Genomic DNA, 17,437 nt, shown 5'->3' with positions numbered 1-17,437 from the left:
AATGTGAAACAGCTGAAAAGAGAGGGCCTTCCTTCCTCGATAAAACGGACACCAAAACCTTACTAAAGATGAGGTGTCCATGCAAAAATACAATAACCCAGACGAACTTAGAAGTATTCAAACGACTTAAATTCAATGCTGTTCAACTTAGTTTCGCTGTTGGCATCACAATCAAAATTATCGCACTAAAGCTCAACATTCACCCGTTCATGCTGTCACGATGGCGAAAACATTATAGCGATTAATAAACGTAAAAATGTGGCGACGGTTTGTTGTGGAGGAACATGTTCTTCAGGCCGTGTTATTTGCGTAAATCTTGTAAAACAAGAACCACAGTAATACCAATCAACATCGACAATATTGCCACTACACTAGCAAGTGAAAAATTAGGAAGAGCAATTAATAGTTGCGCATCATTGCCACCTAAGGCCATAGAAGACCCAAATCCCATAAGCGTGCCGAAAAAAGGTGTAAGGGCCAATCTAATAGTCTTGTCTTTCTCCATTTAAAATCTCTTTTTGAATATGCAGCATAAAACATTCCTGACAATAAGCTTATAGTCAGAAGGTAACGTTTTATCTCTGGCCAAACGGTCTCTTGTGGTCCAACAACAGCATAACTAATATCGTTTACTAAAGCTGAAGGTGGCCAATTAGGTTGATATAAAAATAGTATTCCCCCTAATACACCAATCATGCTAATACTAAGCCATAAACGCATTTGATTTGGGTTTCCAAAAAATGCCCAAATGAGTACCAACATTGAAATTACAAATAGTGTCCAATACTGGAGTTCCTCAGAGAATAAAGTAATGTGCTCAGGTAGTGGCAATGAAAATTGAGTAAAACACCACCAACCTAATGCCCAGCCGATTATGGTGGCAAACATTCTAATATCGCCTCGCATTAGCCTATAAAGCGTAGAAAGGGTACAAGCATGATTAAATGCCGCACCAATACCAAACATAAAGCCCCCAAGTGCAATCCAAAAATTTGGACCGTAGGCAACATTGACATCGCTAAGGCCTGATTGCTGACCAATACTAATTGAAATCCAAGAAAACGAACCGCTAAGTAAAGTGGCAAATAGCAGAGAAAACCTTCTTTTGAGTGCAAGCCTTACGCTGTTGACTAGACATAAACCAGTGCTTTGGGACAAATACCCAATAATTCCAGCGAATAATAGTATGATCGATAAAAGCAGCATTATATGCCCTATATAAATAATAAACTGAACAAGCTAAAGTTTAAAAGCGTTATGGTCTGTTGATCTTTCGGGTTTACTTTTACAGCAGCTTGTTTGAGATGAAGACAAAGCAGAGCACAGGGAGTATAGTTTGCTACATGAAGTGCAATAACGCAGTATACATTTCAAACAAACGCTGCCCTTTGGGTTCATTTAAAACGGCTTTTACATATTGCTGCTCGTTTGTTACATAAATAACTATGCTTCAAAACTCGCGTCGCGATCAAAGCCATTTTAAATTGAATCAACTTTAACACTGAAAGAGCAATAGACCCTCAATAGCGCCAGCTTCATAACCTGTAAACTTCATCACCCCTATCCATATTAAAATAAGTGCAATTGAAAAACGTAGGGTATTATCGCCAAGCGCAGTAACCAATAGAGCTATTTTTTGTTCCTTTATTTGCAATGATTTGGTGTTCGTTGCTAGCATGGTGTTTTTCTCTATAAAGTAAGTGTAATCGATAAAATAGTGTTAACTGAGAAAATTAAATAGGCTTACCGATTAAATCACTTAATGCGCCCGAATTTAGTGCATGATGAAAATCATCGCCACCACCAATATGTTGCTTGTTGATAAAAATTTGTGGTACGGTTTTTTCACCGCTACGTTGTTGCATTTCTTTAGTCAGTTTTTCAGAATCAGTAATTTCAAATTCTTCAAAATCAAGACCTAAACGACTGAGAGTGGCTTTGGCGCGTTTGCAATACGGGCAGTAGCTTTTGCTGTATATTTCAATTTTAGTCATGGGGTATTTCCTATTTTATTTAATGGATTGCTTGTTGTTGATAAATCTATTGTTACGCATTGGTTAATACTAACAATACTCAAAAATCTTTGATCTTGTCACTAACCGTCTACATTATGAAGGTAAGTTGGTTTCTAACTAAGTTGTTAAACAAAGCCGCTTTGCAACAATATATAGGTATTACATTCAAACAGTTTTTAATGTACTGCCGGCTATAAAAAATCCTGCAGTACGGTAAGTGATAACATGGAAAAATTGAACTGGAACGAGTGAAATTACGCCCCTGGACCACAATCAATGCAACGAAGCGGTGGGTGTGCGCCCATGCCTAAGTTAAACAATAAGTCACGAAGGGCACTACGCAACCCCTCTTCAATAACCGGGTGATAAAATGGCATTTGCAATACCTCACTTACGGTCATTCTAAGCTGAATAACCCATGCTAACAAATGTGCAATGTGCTCATTGTGTGGGCCTATCATCTCTGCGCCAAGTAATACGCCAGTCTCTTTGTCACCATATACTTTCAATAAGCCTTTATTGACCAGCATGACTCTTGAGCGACCTTGTCCGGTAAAGCTCACGCTACCACTTGCAAAATGACAGCCTAGTTTTTCAGTCAGTGCTCTGAATGACATGCCCACGGTAGCTATTTGTGGATCGGAAAACACTACGCCTAAGCTGGTTTTACGGGCTTTTTTAAATACTTGAGGGAAGGTTGAGGCATTCTCACCTGCTAATCGGCCTTCGTCTGCCGCTTCGTGTAGTAGAGGAATATCACCATTAACATCACCTGCAATAAATATATGGCTGTCACCGCATTGCATTGACATAAGATTATAAATAGGCACGCCGCGTCCATCTAATTCAAGTGAAGTATTTTCTATTCCAATATTATCAATATTTGTTTTACGACCCGTTGCGGCTAGTAGGTAGTCAAATGTTTCTGTAACTTCTTCGCTATCAGGTGTCGGCTTAAACGTTATTTGCACGCCCTTGTCGGTGCGCTCTATAGATTTAACTTGGCCATTGCTATGAAATGGGAATTCATCTTTAAAAATTTCAAGGGAAGTGGCGATAACCTCTGGGTCAGACAAGGGGCCAACCGCGTCACCCACACCAAATAAATGCGTATGAACGCCTAAGCGATGCAGTGCTTGGCCTAATTCTAAACCAATTACTCCTGCGCCAAAAACCGCAATCGATTTGGGTAAGTCATCCCAATAGAAAACATCGTCATTGGTAATGAGCAGATCTTTTGCTTGTTCAAAGAATCCTGGAATATTGGGGCGAGAGCCCGTGGCAATAATTATCTTGTCAGCAGTAAGCGTGCCGCCTGTTGATAGGCTCAAAGTATGGTCATCGACAAAACTAGCGTAAGCCTGAATGCGATGTTTTTCGTCAAAACTATCTATATCTTCATTTACAAAACCTACAAAACGGTCGCGCTCATCTTTAACGCGTTTCATTACTGCCTTGCCGTCAACGCTTGGTATTTTTCCTTGCAAACCAAAATCTGCAAATTTTTCTGTGTTATGACGTAACTCGCCAGGCGCGATTAATAACTTGGATGGCATACAACCTACTCTTGCACAAGTAGTCCCGTAATGCCCGCCTTCAATTAAAGCAATGCTGTCGATGTGTTTACGTACTTCGCGGTATGCGCCCATTCCTGCTGTACCCGTACCAATTATGGCAACTTCTACGTGAATGTTCTGATTGTTTTTCATTTAATATCCTTAAACTGATTATTATTGATAAAATTACTATAGAGCCGATTAGCAACTACACGATGCTCAATGAGCTTTATTATCATTCGTTCAATAATTAATATGCACTGAATAATACATATTCTTCAATTAAACCTCTTTTACTGACGAAATTACTTAGCGAATACAAATTGACGCTTCTAACACTTTATGACATCCAAATTACATACTATTTAATCAATGTGGTCAACACGTGTGGATTATTATGCAGCGTTTTATGCACCGGACAGCGATCAGCAATTTCCATTAGCCGAGCCTTCTCTGAATCGCTCAACGGTCCTAATAGCTGAACCTTCCGAATTAATGCCTCCATGTTCTTGTTTTGTTCTGCAGCATTACCCGCATCATCCAAATAGTTACGCTCGTGCAACAAGGATACCTCAACATGCTCGAGTGGAATTTCCTTTCGAGTAGCGTACATACGAATAGTCATTGCAGTACATGCGCCTAGAGCAGCCAATAAATGCTCGTATGGATCGGGGCCTGAATTTTTACCGCCTAACTGTACAGGTTCATCTGCATTCCAGTGATGATGATCACTAAAAACATCTAGTTGAAATTTATGGTCAATCTCGGCAACCAAAACGTGTCCTTTAGTGAGATTAGGGCGATATATTTCTTCCACAGGAATATATCGACTTGCCCAGCCTGAAATCGTTTGCGCTACATATTCACTATCGTTAGATTTTGATAACAGGTGATCTGCCGTATCTAAACTAATAAAGCTTTTAGGATGCTTAGCAGCTTTGTAAATTTTCTCGGCATCTGAAATCTCTACAGTTAAATCTACAGGTGAGTGCATGACTAATAACGCTTTATTAAGGTGCTCTATGTGCTCTGTCGATTGATTACGCAAATCATCTAAAAATTGCTTTTTAATAGTGAACTCACGCGCGCCTAAACTCACTTTTGCACATCCTTTGCTTTCTATGGTCTCAAGGTGCGCATCAAAATTGTGAACCACATGGCTTGCCTCATATGGAGCACCGATAGTCACTACCGCTTTCACCTTAGGAAGATGTGCAGCCATCGCTAAAACAGCAGCTCCACCAAGACTATGGCCAATAAGTAATTTCGGCGCTTCATAATGTGCTTCAAGAAATGTTGCCGCTGACAACAAATCTTCGGTATTAGATGAAAAATTAGTATTAGCGAAATCACCATCACTATTGCCTAAGCCTGTAAAATCAAATCGAAAAACGGCAAAACCATGTTGAACCAAAAATCGGCTAATTCGCGAGGCTGCGGCAATATCTTTACCACAGGTAAAACAATGAGCAAATAATACATAAGCTCGTATTGTGCTGTCAGGTGTTTCAAGCAATCCAGCTAGCTTTTGTCCTTGACTAGAAAATTCTACTTTTGTTCTCATTTTTTCAATCCTCTGAGTATTAAATACAACTCATTATTTTATTACTTATTCAAAAAACTATTACCTTGTTTGGTCATCAATGTAGCACGGTTAAGTAGGCAACAATGGTTCAATAACAGCTTGCCAATCAGCAAATGTCGACTTGTGATCAACGGGCACTTTATTCGCATTATTGATAAATAATGTCGGTGTTGCCCAAACCGCCTTTGTTGCCGCATAACGAATGGGTGTACGTGCTTGCTCATAAGTATCACTGTCAGCCATTTTTTTAGGAATATTTCATACTCTTGGCCTGAATGCTCCTGAGCAAAGCTCGCCACAAGTTGTAAAAGATCCGCATGAGTTTTATTGAGAAAACGGCTATTATAAAATTGTGATTGGCGTTCATAAATAAATGTCGCAAAATCATAAAATTTGTCGGCATCACGCTCTGCGAATGCAAAGAGGCCTAAACTCATGTCCCAAGCTTGTCGGTGGTTACTCAGCGTTATCAGGTGAACCCTTAAACTGACAGATTCACCCTTGTAGTAGTTTGAAACTTCAAGTAACCTCGGCCAAATTGTACGTGAATGAGGACATTGAATATCAATAAAGGCATCAATCGTTATTTGGGCTGCGGCATCACCCAGTAGAAAACCGCTTGGGCGGTGTGGTATTGGTATCGTCATATGACATGATTTCCTTAAATTACGTTAGATTAATAGTTTTAGCTTTGTATATTAAATTAACAATCAGACAAACTATTAAGCGGTTAACTCAATGATCTACATTATGTTTAATTTACGATGCAATTTTTATAAAAATTATGGATTAAAAGACTCCCATTAAATTTTTAATTTTCTGACTAACATAGGGTTAGTTGTTGCTTGAACAATCAAGGTGAAAAGTACAATACCAAACCCTATAGATTGAATTGTCCACCAATAGGGTAGTTCTGTTGGTAATGACAGCACCAATGCAATGGTAACAGCACCGCGCAGGCCTCCCCATATCATTATAGGTGGGTATTTAGGGCAGGGCAAGATCACGAACATTTTTCAACCAAACCAAGCTAGTAGTTGACCCAATCGCCAGCTTATGATCAGATACTGCCTTTTGCAAAAGGGCAATTCCGTGAACCTGAACGTATTTTCTGAACACTTTTCCAGCATCGAAGACACTCGCCAGTCCGCCAAAGTCACTTACCCACTGTTTGATGTGCTGTTTCTCACGCTATGCGCTGTGATTGCTGGCTGTCAGGGCTGGGAAGATATTGAAGATTTCGGCGAAGACAGACTGCCTTGGCTGCAAAAACTTGGATTTTTCGCGTTAGGTTTACCGGTACACGACACGATTGCGCGGATTATCGCGCGCATTGAGCCGACGCAATTACAGCAAAGTTTCGCCAATTGGATGCAGGCAGTGGCCGTGCTGACCGATGGCGAGGTGGTGGCGATAGATGGCAAAACACTCTGCAGCTCGTACAATCGAAAAAGCCGTCGCTCAGCTATTCACATGGTCAGCGCCTTTGCGACCGCCAATGGCGTGGTGATGGGACAAGTAAAAACCGAAGAAAAATCGAATGAAATCACAGCGATACCAGAGTTACTGGACTTACTGACCATCAAGGGGTTCTAGGGATTTTCCCCTCTAAAGTAACATAAATCGCCATACTCACCATATTTAAAGGCATACAAAGGTGGGTTACTTCTCCAAAGTATGGCAAATTATGAGGTTAACAACCCCTTAAACTTAATTTAATTCCTATGGCTATAAAAAACGAACTATCAATTCTTACCAAAGCTGAGCAGCTTGATCTATATTCTCCGCCGCTATTATCACTTGAACAACAACGATTGTATTTTACGCCAAACGAGATCGAGTTAACAGAGTTGAAAAGTATTCGCCTAAGGAACCACCGATGCTATTTCATTGCGTTATTAGGGTATTTTAAGTCTAAGCCTGTGATTCTTTCACCTAGCTTTAACCTCATCTTTGACGATATGCAGTTTATTTCAACGCAAGTTCAAGGAGGCAAAGGGATCAGGCCTTTCAGCATTAATAAGATGCAGCGTGACCGTATATATCAAAGAATACTGAGGTTATTAAACTATCAGAAATGGGACGAAAGTCTGCACTTTGCGCCGCTGTACGAACATCTTGTTATGGTCGGCAAAGCTTGGCTTGAGCCTCGTTATCTATTCGATGCAGCCGCTGAATATCTAGCAACGCATAGAATTGCCATCCCTAAATATACTGTCTTACAAAAGCTTATCAGTCGTGTTATCCAACAGGTCAAGAAGGCGTTAAATAATAAGCTTCGTATTCATGTTTCATCTGAACTACACGGATTTCTAAATACTATTATCGATGACAAAGATGGGCTCTCCTTAAGCCAGCTTCGAGCCGGTGCAAAAAGCGTTATGGTGACAGAGCTAAAAAAAGAACTGACGGTGTATCATCAGTTACAGCCTTATACAAGACAGATTGATAATGCTGTTAAGGGCTTAGCCTTATCGTCTAAAAACCAACAACACTTCGGTGAAATGGTGGATTATTATGGCAGTAAACTAAAACGCTTTAAGCGTCCACAGCAACACCTATGGTTGCTGTGTTTTCTGACTCAACGCATACGGCAAAGCCTAGAGCGATTGGCTGATGGGTTTATTCATCATATCCGTAAACAACAAGAAGCTGCGCATGCGTTTGCCCAACAGGCAGTGTTTGACTCATGGAGGTCAGCTGCAGACAATGTCACCAAAGCCGCAGAATTACTGCATCTGTTTGTTGATGACAGTATCGACGATAATCAACCATTTGCAACGGTTAGGCAACAAGCATTAAGTGTAATGAATAACCAAGATATAGAAACGCTATGCCTGTACTTAAAAAAGCAAAAACGCACGGTAGAAGAATATCAATGGCAATATTATGATGATCAAAACGGGTTAATTGAGCAGTTATTAAGGCCCGTGTTTCTATGTCTTGAATGCCAAGCAGGTAAAGGCTCAGAAGCATTAGTGACCCAGCTCAAAACCACAAAAACAGAACTATTAGCAGGTAATACATTGCAAACAATGGATAGTACACTTATCCAACAAAAACATCGTCCATGGTTAATTAACAAGGATGTTGTTCATCCACAGCGATACGAATGGTTGCTTTACCGTCAACTGGCTTCTCGGCTTAATGGTCGAATTTACTTATCAAACGTCACTAAATATCGTGCGCTAGAAGACGACTTAATTGCATCGTCAATACAGCCTGATCTATTGGCATCATCAACATTGGAAAAGCTAAAGCAGCCGATTCAGAAGCTACTGCAAGTAAAACAAATACGCTTAACAACATCCCTAGAAGATGTTGCTCGTCACATTGATAATGGTGATAACCGCAATGTGATCATGAAGAGCCGAAGTGGCACACGATGGCGACTGCCAGTTAAAGGCTCCCAATCACTTGTCAACAACCCTTTCTTTAAACAAATGATCCCCGTCAGTATTGCTGATGTGTTGCGTTATGTTGAACAAGAAACCAACTTTATGCAATGCTTCGCACACGTGCTGCCAATACAAAAACAAGTAGGCGCCAATCAGGATGATTTATTGGCTATTCTAATTGCGAATGCGACACATCGCGGCGTATATGGGATGGCACAAATATCTGATCGCAGTTATGAGCATCTAAGCACTATACAAGCTAATTATATTAGGCCTGAAACCTTGCAAGAGGCTAGTGATATCATCAATAACGCAGTAGCGGCACTCCCTATTTTCCGCCACTATCACATCCAAGAAGACGTCCTGCACGCCAGTACCGATGGGCAAAAATTTGAAACTCACCTTGAGACTTTTAAAACTCGCTACTCCTCGAAATACTTCGGCACCAACAAAGGTATTACGGCCATGACGTTAGTTGCCAATCATAGTGCGTTAAATGCCCGTATCATAGGATCTAATGAGCATGAGTCCCATTATATTTACGACTTACTACAATCTAATACTAGTGATCTTAAGCCAGATGTCCTCTCAACCGACACCCATGGTGTTAATCATGTTAATTATGCCTTATTGGATTTATGCGGTTATAGTTTTGCGCCTAGGTATGCTCAGTTCACCAGTGTGATCAATGACCTATTTAACGTAACTGAAAGCGACGACGGAAACACGCATCTGGCGCTGAAAAAGCCGATAAAAATGAATGTGATTGAAGAAGGCTGGCAGGATATTCAGCGTATTGTGTTATCCCTTCAAGAAAAACGCACAACACAGGCATTGCTAGTACGCAAATTATCTGGTTATCCATCTAGACACCCTATATTACAAGCATTAACGGAATATAATAGGCTCATCAAAGCCCAATATTTACTTGATTATATTGATGATGCAAGTCTGCGCCAATATGTTCAACGAGCACTGAACCGAGGCGAAGCCTGGCATTTCCTCAGGCGAGCTATTGCATCGGTCAATCGTGACCAGTTCCGTGGAAAAAACGAATCAGAAATAGTCGTCTGGAACGAGTGTGCCCGTTTGACGGCAAATGCTATTATCTACTTTAACTCGATGATCCTAAGTCATCTATTACTGCACTTTGAAGAAGTTGGTGACGAGGAAAAAGCAGCAATAACTCGACAAGTATCACCCGTTGCATGGCAGAACATTAATCTGAGCGGCACTTATCAGTTCGCTAGTAACCGCAAACTACCTGATTTACAGGAAATAACTAGGCCTATTGTTGAAAATGAAGTCTAAAATGAAAGGTAACCCAGCTCCACAAGCCATTAACTGCGAGGGTTGTGGCGATTTATGTTACTTTAGAGGGGAAAATCCCTAGAACCCCACTGTAATTGTTCAAAAGGCGCATAAAGCCAATTGGCCATTTGCGTTGGCGTCACACCACTAAAATCGGGATGAGGTTGATTATTGCGATCCTGAACTTTGTGTTGTAAAGCAGCGTTGAGTTCATCAAGGCTCAAATTTGGGTTCATTGCCAGCATAGCTTCTACATCATCGGAAACTTGGGCATGTTGGTTAGAAACGCTGCTCATACAACAACGTTTAAATTTTTTACCACTGCCACAATGGCAAGGATCGTTTCGACCGAGCTTCATTACTCTCCCTTCTTATTGTTATAGAAAAAGCGCCGCATTTTCATGTTTGCGCTGCTCCAATGTCTTAGCAATCGCAAACACTTTTGTTTTACTGATCCCTTGTTGCTTGGCAAGATAAGTAAATTGGCTGATGGCTTCTGCGACTTCTTCAATGACTTGCCTTGCATCATTCCAATTCGCAAAGCCAGCACTGGTAGCAAGTTTTTGCATCACTTTAAGCGATGGCGCTTTGCCATAACCTCCGAACGCAGTGGCGTGTTCGTTAAATGGATGTGGGCTGTAGGTAACATCGTAAAAAGGGGCAGGAGCCCATTGACCGTCATCCGCTTGCAAAAACGCCCAGTTTTTACTGTGGTCGTCTTGGTTAGACGAAAGCAGGTTAAAAATGGCGCGGCGAAATTGCAGTTGCCCAACGGCGGGTGATTTACACAACTGACGGCTGGCTTTTATCAGGTCAATATAATCTAAACTTGGCGTTCTAAAGTCTGCATCCAATAGCCCGCAAGCGCTGTGCATATGCAATCGACCTGCACTGCACTTGCTGCCTAAGTCGGCCTGTTCAGTGACATAATCAAAACGCTCAAGCGCTAACCACGCAGGCGCACCGCTTTTAGGCGGTGCTTCAATGAGTTGCCAGACTGGTGGTTGGCACTTAGCTTGCTCAGCCATTTGCAAATAAGCCGCCTCACACAAACCTTCTTCATGCCCGAGCGCTAGATTCTTTGAGGTAAATTTAATCAGCCAAGCCTTATCTCCATGCTGAGCAAAGGTTCGGCATTGCTGAGTTTCCCCTGTAGGCATATAAATCTGTGCCTTGGGCCTTGCCCCACCCGAACTACCACCCGCGACTAATGCGGCCAACACCTGTTGCGTGTGCTCATCTAACTCATCGTGATTATCATCCATATAATCTGACATTGAAGCATCGAACAGCGTTTGTGCTTCTAAGCCTAACGTCGCTAAATCAATATCCGCAGGCGCCGTGGCTGAAAACTCAGACACCGGAGAAAAAGACAGCGCACCCATACCTTTATCACCAACAAAGGCTAACCTATCCATCGCTGTTAATTGATTAGGTAGGATGCCCTTTTGCCGGAAAATACGATCTTGTAACAGCATGCCCCAACCATCGGGCAAACAATCGGCGAATACGCCATGTACACCTTGATGCGGCGCTTTAGGTGCGGCTTGAACTTGCACGTTCGACTGCAAAGTAAATGGTGATAAATTGCCAAACTGTTGCAAATAGCCGTCTGCATATTGGAAAAAAACGCCTTGCCGATTCTGAGCCAAGATCCCTACAGCAACCTGTTCACCTGAGCTTAACTTACGAGTTACCATGAGTTTTTGAATCGGTTTAAAACTCATCTTTTAGTACCTCATCAATGCTAGTGGGTATAGCAGTGTGTTCTTTACTCGGCTGTGTCAGTTGATAAAGCCTATCCAAAGAGTCGAGGGTCTGCCATAGCAACAGCAATTGGCGAAATGAAATTTGCCCGGTCAGCTCAAATTTCTTAATGGTGGCCGCAGGTACACAGCTTCGCTCAGCAAGTACCGCGCGTGACAGCTTTGCCTGCTTTCGTAACTCACGCAAATAAGCCGCATAGGCTTGGCTTACATCGGTATCATCAAGTAAGGTAAAATTCATCCGCAAAGACCAAATGGATACAGTTATATCCATTATAGCGAAATAAAACAGAAAGTGGATATTATTGTGTCTATTTCTGCTTGAGGTGTTGAAAAATCATTCGATAAAGCTTTTCAAAACTGCTATTTTTTAGACCCTAACAGCAGCATAAGAACGGCACTGTTTTTCCATTGCTAAGCCCTAATATTTAATAAAAGCCAGAGACAAGTGGTGGGCAGTTTGGTGGGCAAACAGGCATTTTTGATCGGTTTATTTTCGATAACTCGTTGAGTTTGTTAGGGTCTAGGCCGCTACTCAATAAGCAAGGCTAGATTATCTCATTTTCTATACAGATGTAGTTATTTATGTATAGGAAATGCGATTCTTGCTACTTTTAAGCCATCCATCGCATCTTTATGTTTGGTTTTAATTTGGTGAGTAGCTTTATTACCTTCTATCATATGCCTCAATAAGCGATTCACAATGGGTGTTTCGAAGCGCTATTTTTGATAATACCTCTTGCAGCGCGCAGAAACACTGAATACGATGCTCAGAAACATCATCATTACTAGCTTGAGCCATGACTTTGCTCAAATCCCCTAGCGCGTCAATATCCTTTAGACATATACCCCGATATATCGGTTGAAGCTACCTTTCTAGATCGAAAGGTTGCTATGATTGAAGAAGGCTTTTACGTGGCTAATAGGATAGGTCATTTAGCCGATTCAATTATAAGAGCATTAAAACTGCGCGAAGTGCAATGGACTGCGTGTGCTAACCCCCAATACTGACAAAAGTTCGGCTACCCTGCGCATCCAAGTGAACTGCGTGAACATCAAGCTAATGGCTATACCAACGAGAAATGACACTAAGCTAACTTACCAACTTGCTCACCACTGCGACATTATTATGCAAGGTTTTATGTACCGGGCATTTATCTGCAATTTCTAAAAAGCGTTTTTGCTGTTGCTCATCTAAATTACCGGTGTAAGTAATGTTACGAACTATAGCTTCAAGCCCATTTAGTTGTTCACAGTTGTTACAATCATCTTGATAGTTTCGCGTATGCGAAAGCTCTACCTTAATATGGGTAATTGGTAGCTTCTTGCGCTGAGCATACATTCTTAAAGTCATTGACGTACATGCACCTAAGCCAGCAAGCAAATGCTCGTATGGATCGGGACCACTATTACTACCTCCAACTTTTACAGGCTCATCTGCTAACCAGTAATGACTAGCAGTACTGACATGTTGGGCAAACTTATGATCTTTCTCTTCAACCAGCACATTGCCTTGACTTACTTCATGCTTGTTTATGTTGGCTAAGTCGGTATTACGGTCAATTGACACATATCGAGTCGCCCATGCAGCAATTACTTCAGCCACATATTCAGAATCATTTTTGTTTTTAAGTAAATGATCGGCGTTGTCTAGGCTTACAAAACTTTTTGGGTGTAAAGCCGCTTGATAAATCTTCTCTGCCTCTTTGATGTTAACAACATCGTCTACTGGTGAATGCATCACTAGCAGGGCTTTGTTAAGCTTGCGAATGTGACCGGTGTCATGCGTATTGATGTCTTCTAAGAATTGCTTTTGAATAGTAAAAACACGCCCTCCAAGATTTACTTCAGCCCTACCGCTTGTTTGAATATCGTCTATTTGCGCGGCAAAGTTATGCGCAACATGCGCAGCATTAAGCGGCGATCCAATAGTCACAACGGCCGCAGATTCTGCCACCTTACTGGCTACACCAAGAACGGCTGCACCGCCTAAACTATGTCCAACAAGTAGCTTAGGTGCATCAAAGTTATCTCGCAAAAAATCAGCAGCAGCGACTAAATCTTGTATATTTGATGAAAAGTTTGTATTTGCGAAATCTCCATCGCTATTGCCCAGACCAGTAAAATCAAAGCGCAATACCGCAATACCTTTTGCAGTTAATGCTCTACTTATACGTGACGCAGCAGCAACATCTTTTCCACAGGTAAAACAATGTGCAAATAAGGCATAAAAGCGAACGTTTGTTTCGGGTGTTTCTAGTAAGCCGCTCAGCGTATTACCATTGCTTGTAAACTCTACTTTTTGACGCATAAATGCTTCCTAGTTTTGTAGTGAGTAAAGGGGTTTTATTTCCATGAGTATAGTCACATTTTAGACAACTCCGGATTGTTTGAGGCGCCCCGCCATGTTTAAGCCGCTCCGCCATGTTTAAGCCGCTCCGCTTGGGCACCTACAAATTAAACACTTAGATTTTAGGAGCCTGGTCCGCAATCAATGCAATTAAGCGGTGGATGTGAGCCCATTCCTAAATTAAACAATAGATCACGTAAAGCTGTTCGCAAGCCTTCTTCAATAACTGGATGATAAAATGGCAATTGCAGCACTTCGCTTACGGTCATGCGCATTTGTACTACCCAAGCGAGTAAATGTGCTAAATGCTCATTATGAGGTCCAATCATTTCAGCGCCCAATAGTACACCGGTTTCTTTATCGCCATACACTCGCAATAAACCTTTGTTAACCAACATAACTCTTGATCGGCCTTGTCCTTCAAAGCTCACGCTGCCGACAGCAAAATCACAGCCATGCTTAGCGTTAAGTGAACTAAAAGAAGCCCCTACAGTTGCAATTTGCGGGTCAGAAAAAACCACACCCAATACTGTTTTTCGGCTGCGCTTGAACACGTTGGGAAAACGAGCAGCGTTCTCACCGGCTAAGCGACCTTCATCAGCAGCTTCATGCAATAAGGGCACATCGCCATTTACATCGCCAGCAATAAAAATATGACTGTTGCCGCATTGCATCGACATAGGATCGTACAAAGGAACACCACGCTCATCGAGGGCAAGTGTGGTATTTTCTATGTCTATTCTGTCGATGTTTGCTTTTCTACCGGTCGCGGCTAACAAATAATCAAAAGTCTCTGTTATTTCATCGTCATCAGGTGATGGTTTAAAGGTAATTTGCACGCCTTGGTCAGTTCGCACTATGCTTTTCACCTGACCATTGCTATGGAACGGGAATTCGTCTTTAAAAATATTCAGCGCGCTTGCGATTACGTCCGGATCGCTTAGCGGACCAACCGCATCGCCTACTCCAAACAAATGTGTTTTAACGCCCAATCGATGCAGAGCCTGCCCTAGTTCCAAACCAATAACACCTGCACCAAATACCGCAATCGACTTGGGTAAATCATCCCAAGAAAATACGTCATCGTTGGTAATTAGCCTATCGCCGGCTTGCTCAAAAAAGCTTGGGATATTAGGGCGTGAGCCCGTTGCTATAATTATTTTATCTGCGCTAATTGTTTCACCATTGCTAAGCTTTAATTGGTGATCATCTATGAAACTGGCATAAGCCTTAACTAGATGTTTTTGATCAAAACTTTCAACGTCTTCATTAACAAAGCCAACAAAGCGATCGCGCTCAAATTTCACCCTATTCATCACGGCTTTACCATCAACTTTTGGCACTTCACCTTGCAAGCCAAAGTCTGTAAACTTTTCGGTATTGTGTCTCAATTCAGCAGGCGCAATAAGCAGTTTTGATGGCATACAGCCAACGCGTGCGCATGTAGTGCCATATTCACCACCTTCAATAAGAGCAATGCTGTCAGTATACTTGCGCGCTTCTCTATATGCGCCCATGCCAGAGGTTCCTGTACCAATAATCGCAATATCTACATGCTTGTTTTTTAATGCTGGTTTCATATTAATTCCTTATTTCATCTTGTTTATGCTGACAAAAGCTCATCTAACGAACCACTTTGCTTCGTGAAAATCTGCGCCGTCACCTATATGGTGATTGTTTAGTGTTTCTTTTGCTTCCTTAGAAAATGGGCAGTGGCCTTTAGTGTAAATTTCAATGTTAGGCATGTCTTGGGCACCGTTGTTCTAACGTTTACTGTCTATATCGCTATTCTGTGCTAATAAGTTATTTAAACAATGTTTGAACGTATTCATTTTCAACACTATTCGTCTATATTTTCAATACTTGAAACAGTCTAAAGTTAAGAAGTAAATTTGATTTTTATGCGAATACCGCACCATATTCCAAACAACATGCTCGCTACAGTAATAAAACTTGATAACGATAAAGTAGGCATAGCAAGCAGCAGTTGAGCGTCATTGCCACCGGCAGCAAGCGATGCTCCAATTCCCATTAAGGTGCCCGCAGTTAAGTGCACAACTATTTGTTTAAATGAAGGTAACAATAGCCCAAATCGTTTGGCTCTAAATACCGAAACAAACATACCCATCAATAATCCGGCGAACAAAAGGTATTGGTTTAAAGATGGCCATTGCTGAGGCAGGTTGCTGGTTAATGCAACAGCTATATGGTTTAACAATCCACTTGGCGGCCATTTAGGTTCAATTAAAAAAGAAAACCAGCGACTAAACCAATGGTCATCAACTGCAACCATAATCGTATGCGTTGCTTGTTACCTATTAATACCCAAACCAATATGGCGAAAGAAAAAATCATCAATAAAATATAACTAGAGAGGCTGGTTGCTACACTTTGCTTTGTATCAATTTGCCCTCCCCATTTAGTCTGTATATACCAACCAAGCAACCATCCACTGATGGTAGCTAGCATGGTAAGATCTCCGCGAGTCAATTTACCCAAGGTAGACACCCCACAACCTTTATTAAATGCAGTTCCAAGTCCAAACAATAGTCCACCGAGTACTAACCATGGGCTTACATTTAGTGTAATAAAAGCAGTTGGTAAATGTGCAAAATAAGCATAAAAAGCAGCCACCCAAGCAAACACACCACTTAACAAAATTGCGATTAAAAACTCTCGTTTTCCACGCATCCACAAATTAACACCACGGTACATGCACAAACCTGCTGTTTGCGCTAAATAGCCAATTAACAACACACCAATAAACGTGATGAAAAGTAACATGGTGGTGCTTTCCTAAAACGTAAAAGCGTATGAGAAATTCAAAAAGTCGACTCCCGGATTTTTCGTGTTCAAGCCGCCATTGCTATAGTGCATATAACGCACAGATACATTTTGTTCTAGGTTTTCACCAAAATCCATACTCAAGCCAAGACGGTCTTCAAACTGATAATGTGAACCAATGTCTTTACCAGCAAAGCGAGTATCATTAACAAGAGACACACCAATACCAAACTCCCATTTAAGTGGATATTTATCATTTATATAATAAAATGTTTTACCAACAACAGGCGATAACGCAATAACCACGTTGGTTTCATGTTCATTGTTTTCACCGTATTCCCAAAAATTTACGCTGACTTCCCAATAGATATCTAGCGAATCAAAGTAAGGTACATCCCTTAGTTCGTAAGAATGGGGACGATAAGCAAGTCTAAGGCCCGTTATATCGTCTGAGCCAATTAATACATCTACCGCTACGGCACTTGAGTAGGCGGTATCTTTAGCTAGTGTAGGTAAGCTTAAACTAGAAAATATGACGAATAATAGTGTTAATAGTATAAGGGGACGTTTGCTTTTCATTTCGAGTTCCTAAATCATTGTCTGTATTCAATATTAGTATTATCGTCGATAATAAAGTTACAACAATGTCTATATGTCTTTACTTTATGCATC

At 41.3% G+C, this 17,437-nt stretch carries 17 protein-coding genes and 3 pseudogenes; 3 read left to right on the top strand and 17 right to left on the bottom strand.

Features of this window, described 5'->3' with window-relative positions:
• Nucleotides 1-79 precede the first annotated feature (79 nt).
• Nucleotides 80-242, top strand: a pseudogene (locus tag AC0L6H_RS05945) (transposase); the annotation flags it as partial.
• Nucleotides 243-301: 59 nt separating this feature from the next.
• Here AC0L6H_RS05945 and AC0L6H_RS05940 read toward each other — a convergent pair.
• The 9 genes and pseudogenes from AC0L6H_RS05940 to AC0L6H_RS05900 all read right to left on the bottom strand — a co-directional run bounded on the left by AC0L6H_RS05940 (nucleotide 302) and on the right by AC0L6H_RS05900 (nucleotide 6,169).
• Nucleotides 302-451 carry a YeeE/YedE thiosulfate transporter family protein gene (locus AC0L6H_RS05940; protein ID WP_473393153.1) on the bottom strand — a complete coding sequence of 50 codons (150 nt, stop codon included), beginning with the start codon at nucleotides 449-451 and terminating at the stop codon, nucleotides 302-304.
• Entirely contained in the window at nucleotides 424-1,206 is a 783-nt protein-coding gene (locus AC0L6H_RS05935) for a YeeE/YedE thiosulfate transporter family protein (RefSeq protein WP_473393152.1), read from the bottom strand. The genes AC0L6H_RS05940 and AC0L6H_RS05935 overlap by 28 nt, the downstream gene beginning before the upstream one ends.
• A 289-nt stretch (nucleotides 1,207-1,495) precedes the next feature.
• Nucleotides 1,496-1,678, bottom strand: coding sequence for a DUF417 family protein (locus tag AC0L6H_RS05930; RefSeq protein ID WP_290295066.1), 183 nt, complete (start codon nucleotides 1,676-1,678; stop codon nucleotides 1,496-1,498).
• A gap of 55 nt (nucleotides 1,679-1,733) precedes the next feature.
• The gene (gene grxC / locus AC0L6H_RS05925; RefSeq protein WP_257695930.1) at nucleotides 1,734-1,994 is read right to left on the bottom strand and encodes a glutaredoxin 3; all 261 of its coding nucleotides are present in this window, start codon (nucleotides 1,992-1,994) and stop codon (nucleotides 1,734-1,736) included.
• Nucleotides 1,995-2,269: 275 nt separating this feature from the next.
• Nucleotides 2,270-3,724 (bottom strand): dihydrolipoyl dehydrogenase, encoded by a 1,455-nt coding sequence (locus tag AC0L6H_RS05920; protein ID WP_257695929.1) that lies wholly within the window; start codon nucleotides 3,722-3,724, stop codon nucleotides 2,270-2,272.
• A gap of 208 nt (nucleotides 3,725-3,932) precedes the next feature.
• Nucleotides 3,933-5,135 carry a bifunctional alpha/beta hydrolase/OsmC family protein gene (locus AC0L6H_RS05915; protein WP_257695928.1) on the bottom strand — a complete coding sequence of 401 codons (1,203 nt, stop codon included), beginning with the start codon at nucleotides 5,133-5,135 and terminating at the stop codon, nucleotides 3,933-3,935.
• A 90-nt stretch (nucleotides 5,136-5,225) separates the two neighbouring features.
• Nucleotides 5,226-5,399 (bottom strand): hypothetical protein, encoded by a 174-nt coding sequence (locus AC0L6H_RS05910; RefSeq protein WP_473394635.1) that lies wholly within the window; start codon nucleotides 5,397-5,399, stop codon nucleotides 5,226-5,228.
• Between the two features lie 41 nt (nucleotides 5,400-5,440).
• Nucleotides 5,441-5,803: pseudogene (locus AC0L6H_RS05905) on the bottom strand (DsbA family protein); the annotation flags it as partial.
• A 156-nt stretch (nucleotides 5,804-5,959) separates the two neighbouring features.
• Nucleotides 5,960-6,169, bottom strand: a complete 210-nt coding sequence (locus tag AC0L6H_RS05900) for a hypothetical protein (protein ID WP_473393150.1) — start codon at nucleotides 6,167-6,169, stop codon at nucleotides 5,960-5,962.
• Nucleotides 6,170-6,212: 43 nt separating this feature from the next.
• Here AC0L6H_RS05900 and AC0L6H_RS05895 point away from each other — a divergent pair.
• Together AC0L6H_RS05895 and AC0L6H_RS05890 are read left to right on the top strand one after the other, a co-directional pair.
• Nucleotides 6,213-6,746 (top strand): annotated as a pseudogene (locus AC0L6H_RS05895) (ISAs1 family transposase); the annotation flags it as partial.
• Between the two features lie 134 nt (nucleotides 6,747-6,880).
• Nucleotides 6,881-9,865 carry a Tn3-like element ISKox2 family transposase gene (locus tag AC0L6H_RS05890; RefSeq protein ID WP_008126957.1) on the top strand — a complete coding sequence of 995 codons (2,985 nt, stop codon included), beginning with the start codon at nucleotides 6,881-6,883 and terminating at the stop codon, nucleotides 9,863-9,865.
• A gap of 62 nt (nucleotides 9,866-9,927) precedes the next feature.
• Here AC0L6H_RS05890 and AC0L6H_RS05885 read toward each other — a convergent pair whose 3' ends face one another.
• The 8 genes from AC0L6H_RS05885 to AC0L6H_RS05850 all read right to left on the bottom strand — a co-directional run bounded on the left by AC0L6H_RS05885 (nucleotide 9,928) and on the right by AC0L6H_RS05850 (nucleotide 17,344).
• Entirely contained in the window at nucleotides 9,928-10,224 is a 297-nt protein-coding gene (locus tag AC0L6H_RS05885; protein ID WP_290295056.1) for a YecA family protein, read from the bottom strand.
• Between the two features lie 18 nt (nucleotides 10,225-10,242).
• Nucleotides 10,243-11,592: a type II toxin-antitoxin system HipA family toxin gene (locus AC0L6H_RS05880; RefSeq protein ID WP_290295055.1), complete on the bottom strand. Its 1,350-nt coding sequence runs from the start codon at nucleotides 11,590-11,592 to the stop codon at nucleotides 10,243-10,245.
• Nucleotides 11,582-11,872: a helix-turn-helix domain-containing protein gene (locus AC0L6H_RS05875; protein ID WP_290295054.1), complete on the bottom strand. Its 291-nt coding sequence runs from the start codon at nucleotides 11,870-11,872 to the stop codon at nucleotides 11,582-11,584. Before AC0L6H_RS05875 ends, AC0L6H_RS05880 begins: the two co-directional genes overlap by 11 nt.
• An 852-nt stretch (nucleotides 11,873-12,724) precedes the next feature.
• Nucleotides 12,725-13,942 carry a bifunctional alpha/beta hydrolase/OsmC family protein gene (locus AC0L6H_RS05870; protein ID WP_290295053.1) on the bottom strand — a complete coding sequence of 406 codons (1,218 nt, stop codon included), beginning with the start codon at nucleotides 13,940-13,942 and terminating at the stop codon, nucleotides 12,725-12,727.
• Nucleotides 13,943-14,103: 161 nt separating this feature from the next.
• Nucleotides 14,104-15,561: a dihydrolipoyl dehydrogenase gene (locus tag AC0L6H_RS05865; RefSeq protein WP_290295051.1), complete on the bottom strand. Its 1,458-nt coding sequence runs from the start codon at nucleotides 15,559-15,561 to the stop codon at nucleotides 14,104-14,106.
• Nucleotides 15,562-15,860: 299 nt separating this feature from the next.
• Nucleotides 15,861-16,274 (bottom strand): YeeE/YedE thiosulfate transporter family protein, encoded by a 414-nt coding sequence (locus tag AC0L6H_RS05860; RefSeq protein ID WP_473393148.1) that lies wholly within the window; start codon nucleotides 16,272-16,274, stop codon nucleotides 15,861-15,863.
• Nucleotides 16,226-16,765 (bottom strand): YeeE/YedE thiosulfate transporter family protein, encoded by a 540-nt coding sequence (locus tag AC0L6H_RS05855; protein ID WP_473393146.1) that lies wholly within the window; start codon nucleotides 16,763-16,765, stop codon nucleotides 16,226-16,228. Before AC0L6H_RS05855 ends, AC0L6H_RS05860 begins: the two co-directional genes overlap by 49 nt.
• A 12-nt stretch (nucleotides 16,766-16,777) precedes the next feature.
• Nucleotides 16,778-17,344: an acyloxyacyl hydrolase gene (locus tag AC0L6H_RS05850; protein ID WP_290295047.1), complete on the bottom strand. Its 567-nt coding sequence runs from the start codon at nucleotides 17,342-17,344 to the stop codon at nucleotides 16,778-16,780.
• Nucleotides 17,345-17,437 lie beyond the last annotated feature (93 nt).

The sequence above is a fragment of the Glaciecola sp. G7-5 genome, assembly GCF_055808975.1.
Note: the sequence above shows the minus strand (reverse complement) of the source record. Positions and strands in the feature narration are given on the sequence as shown.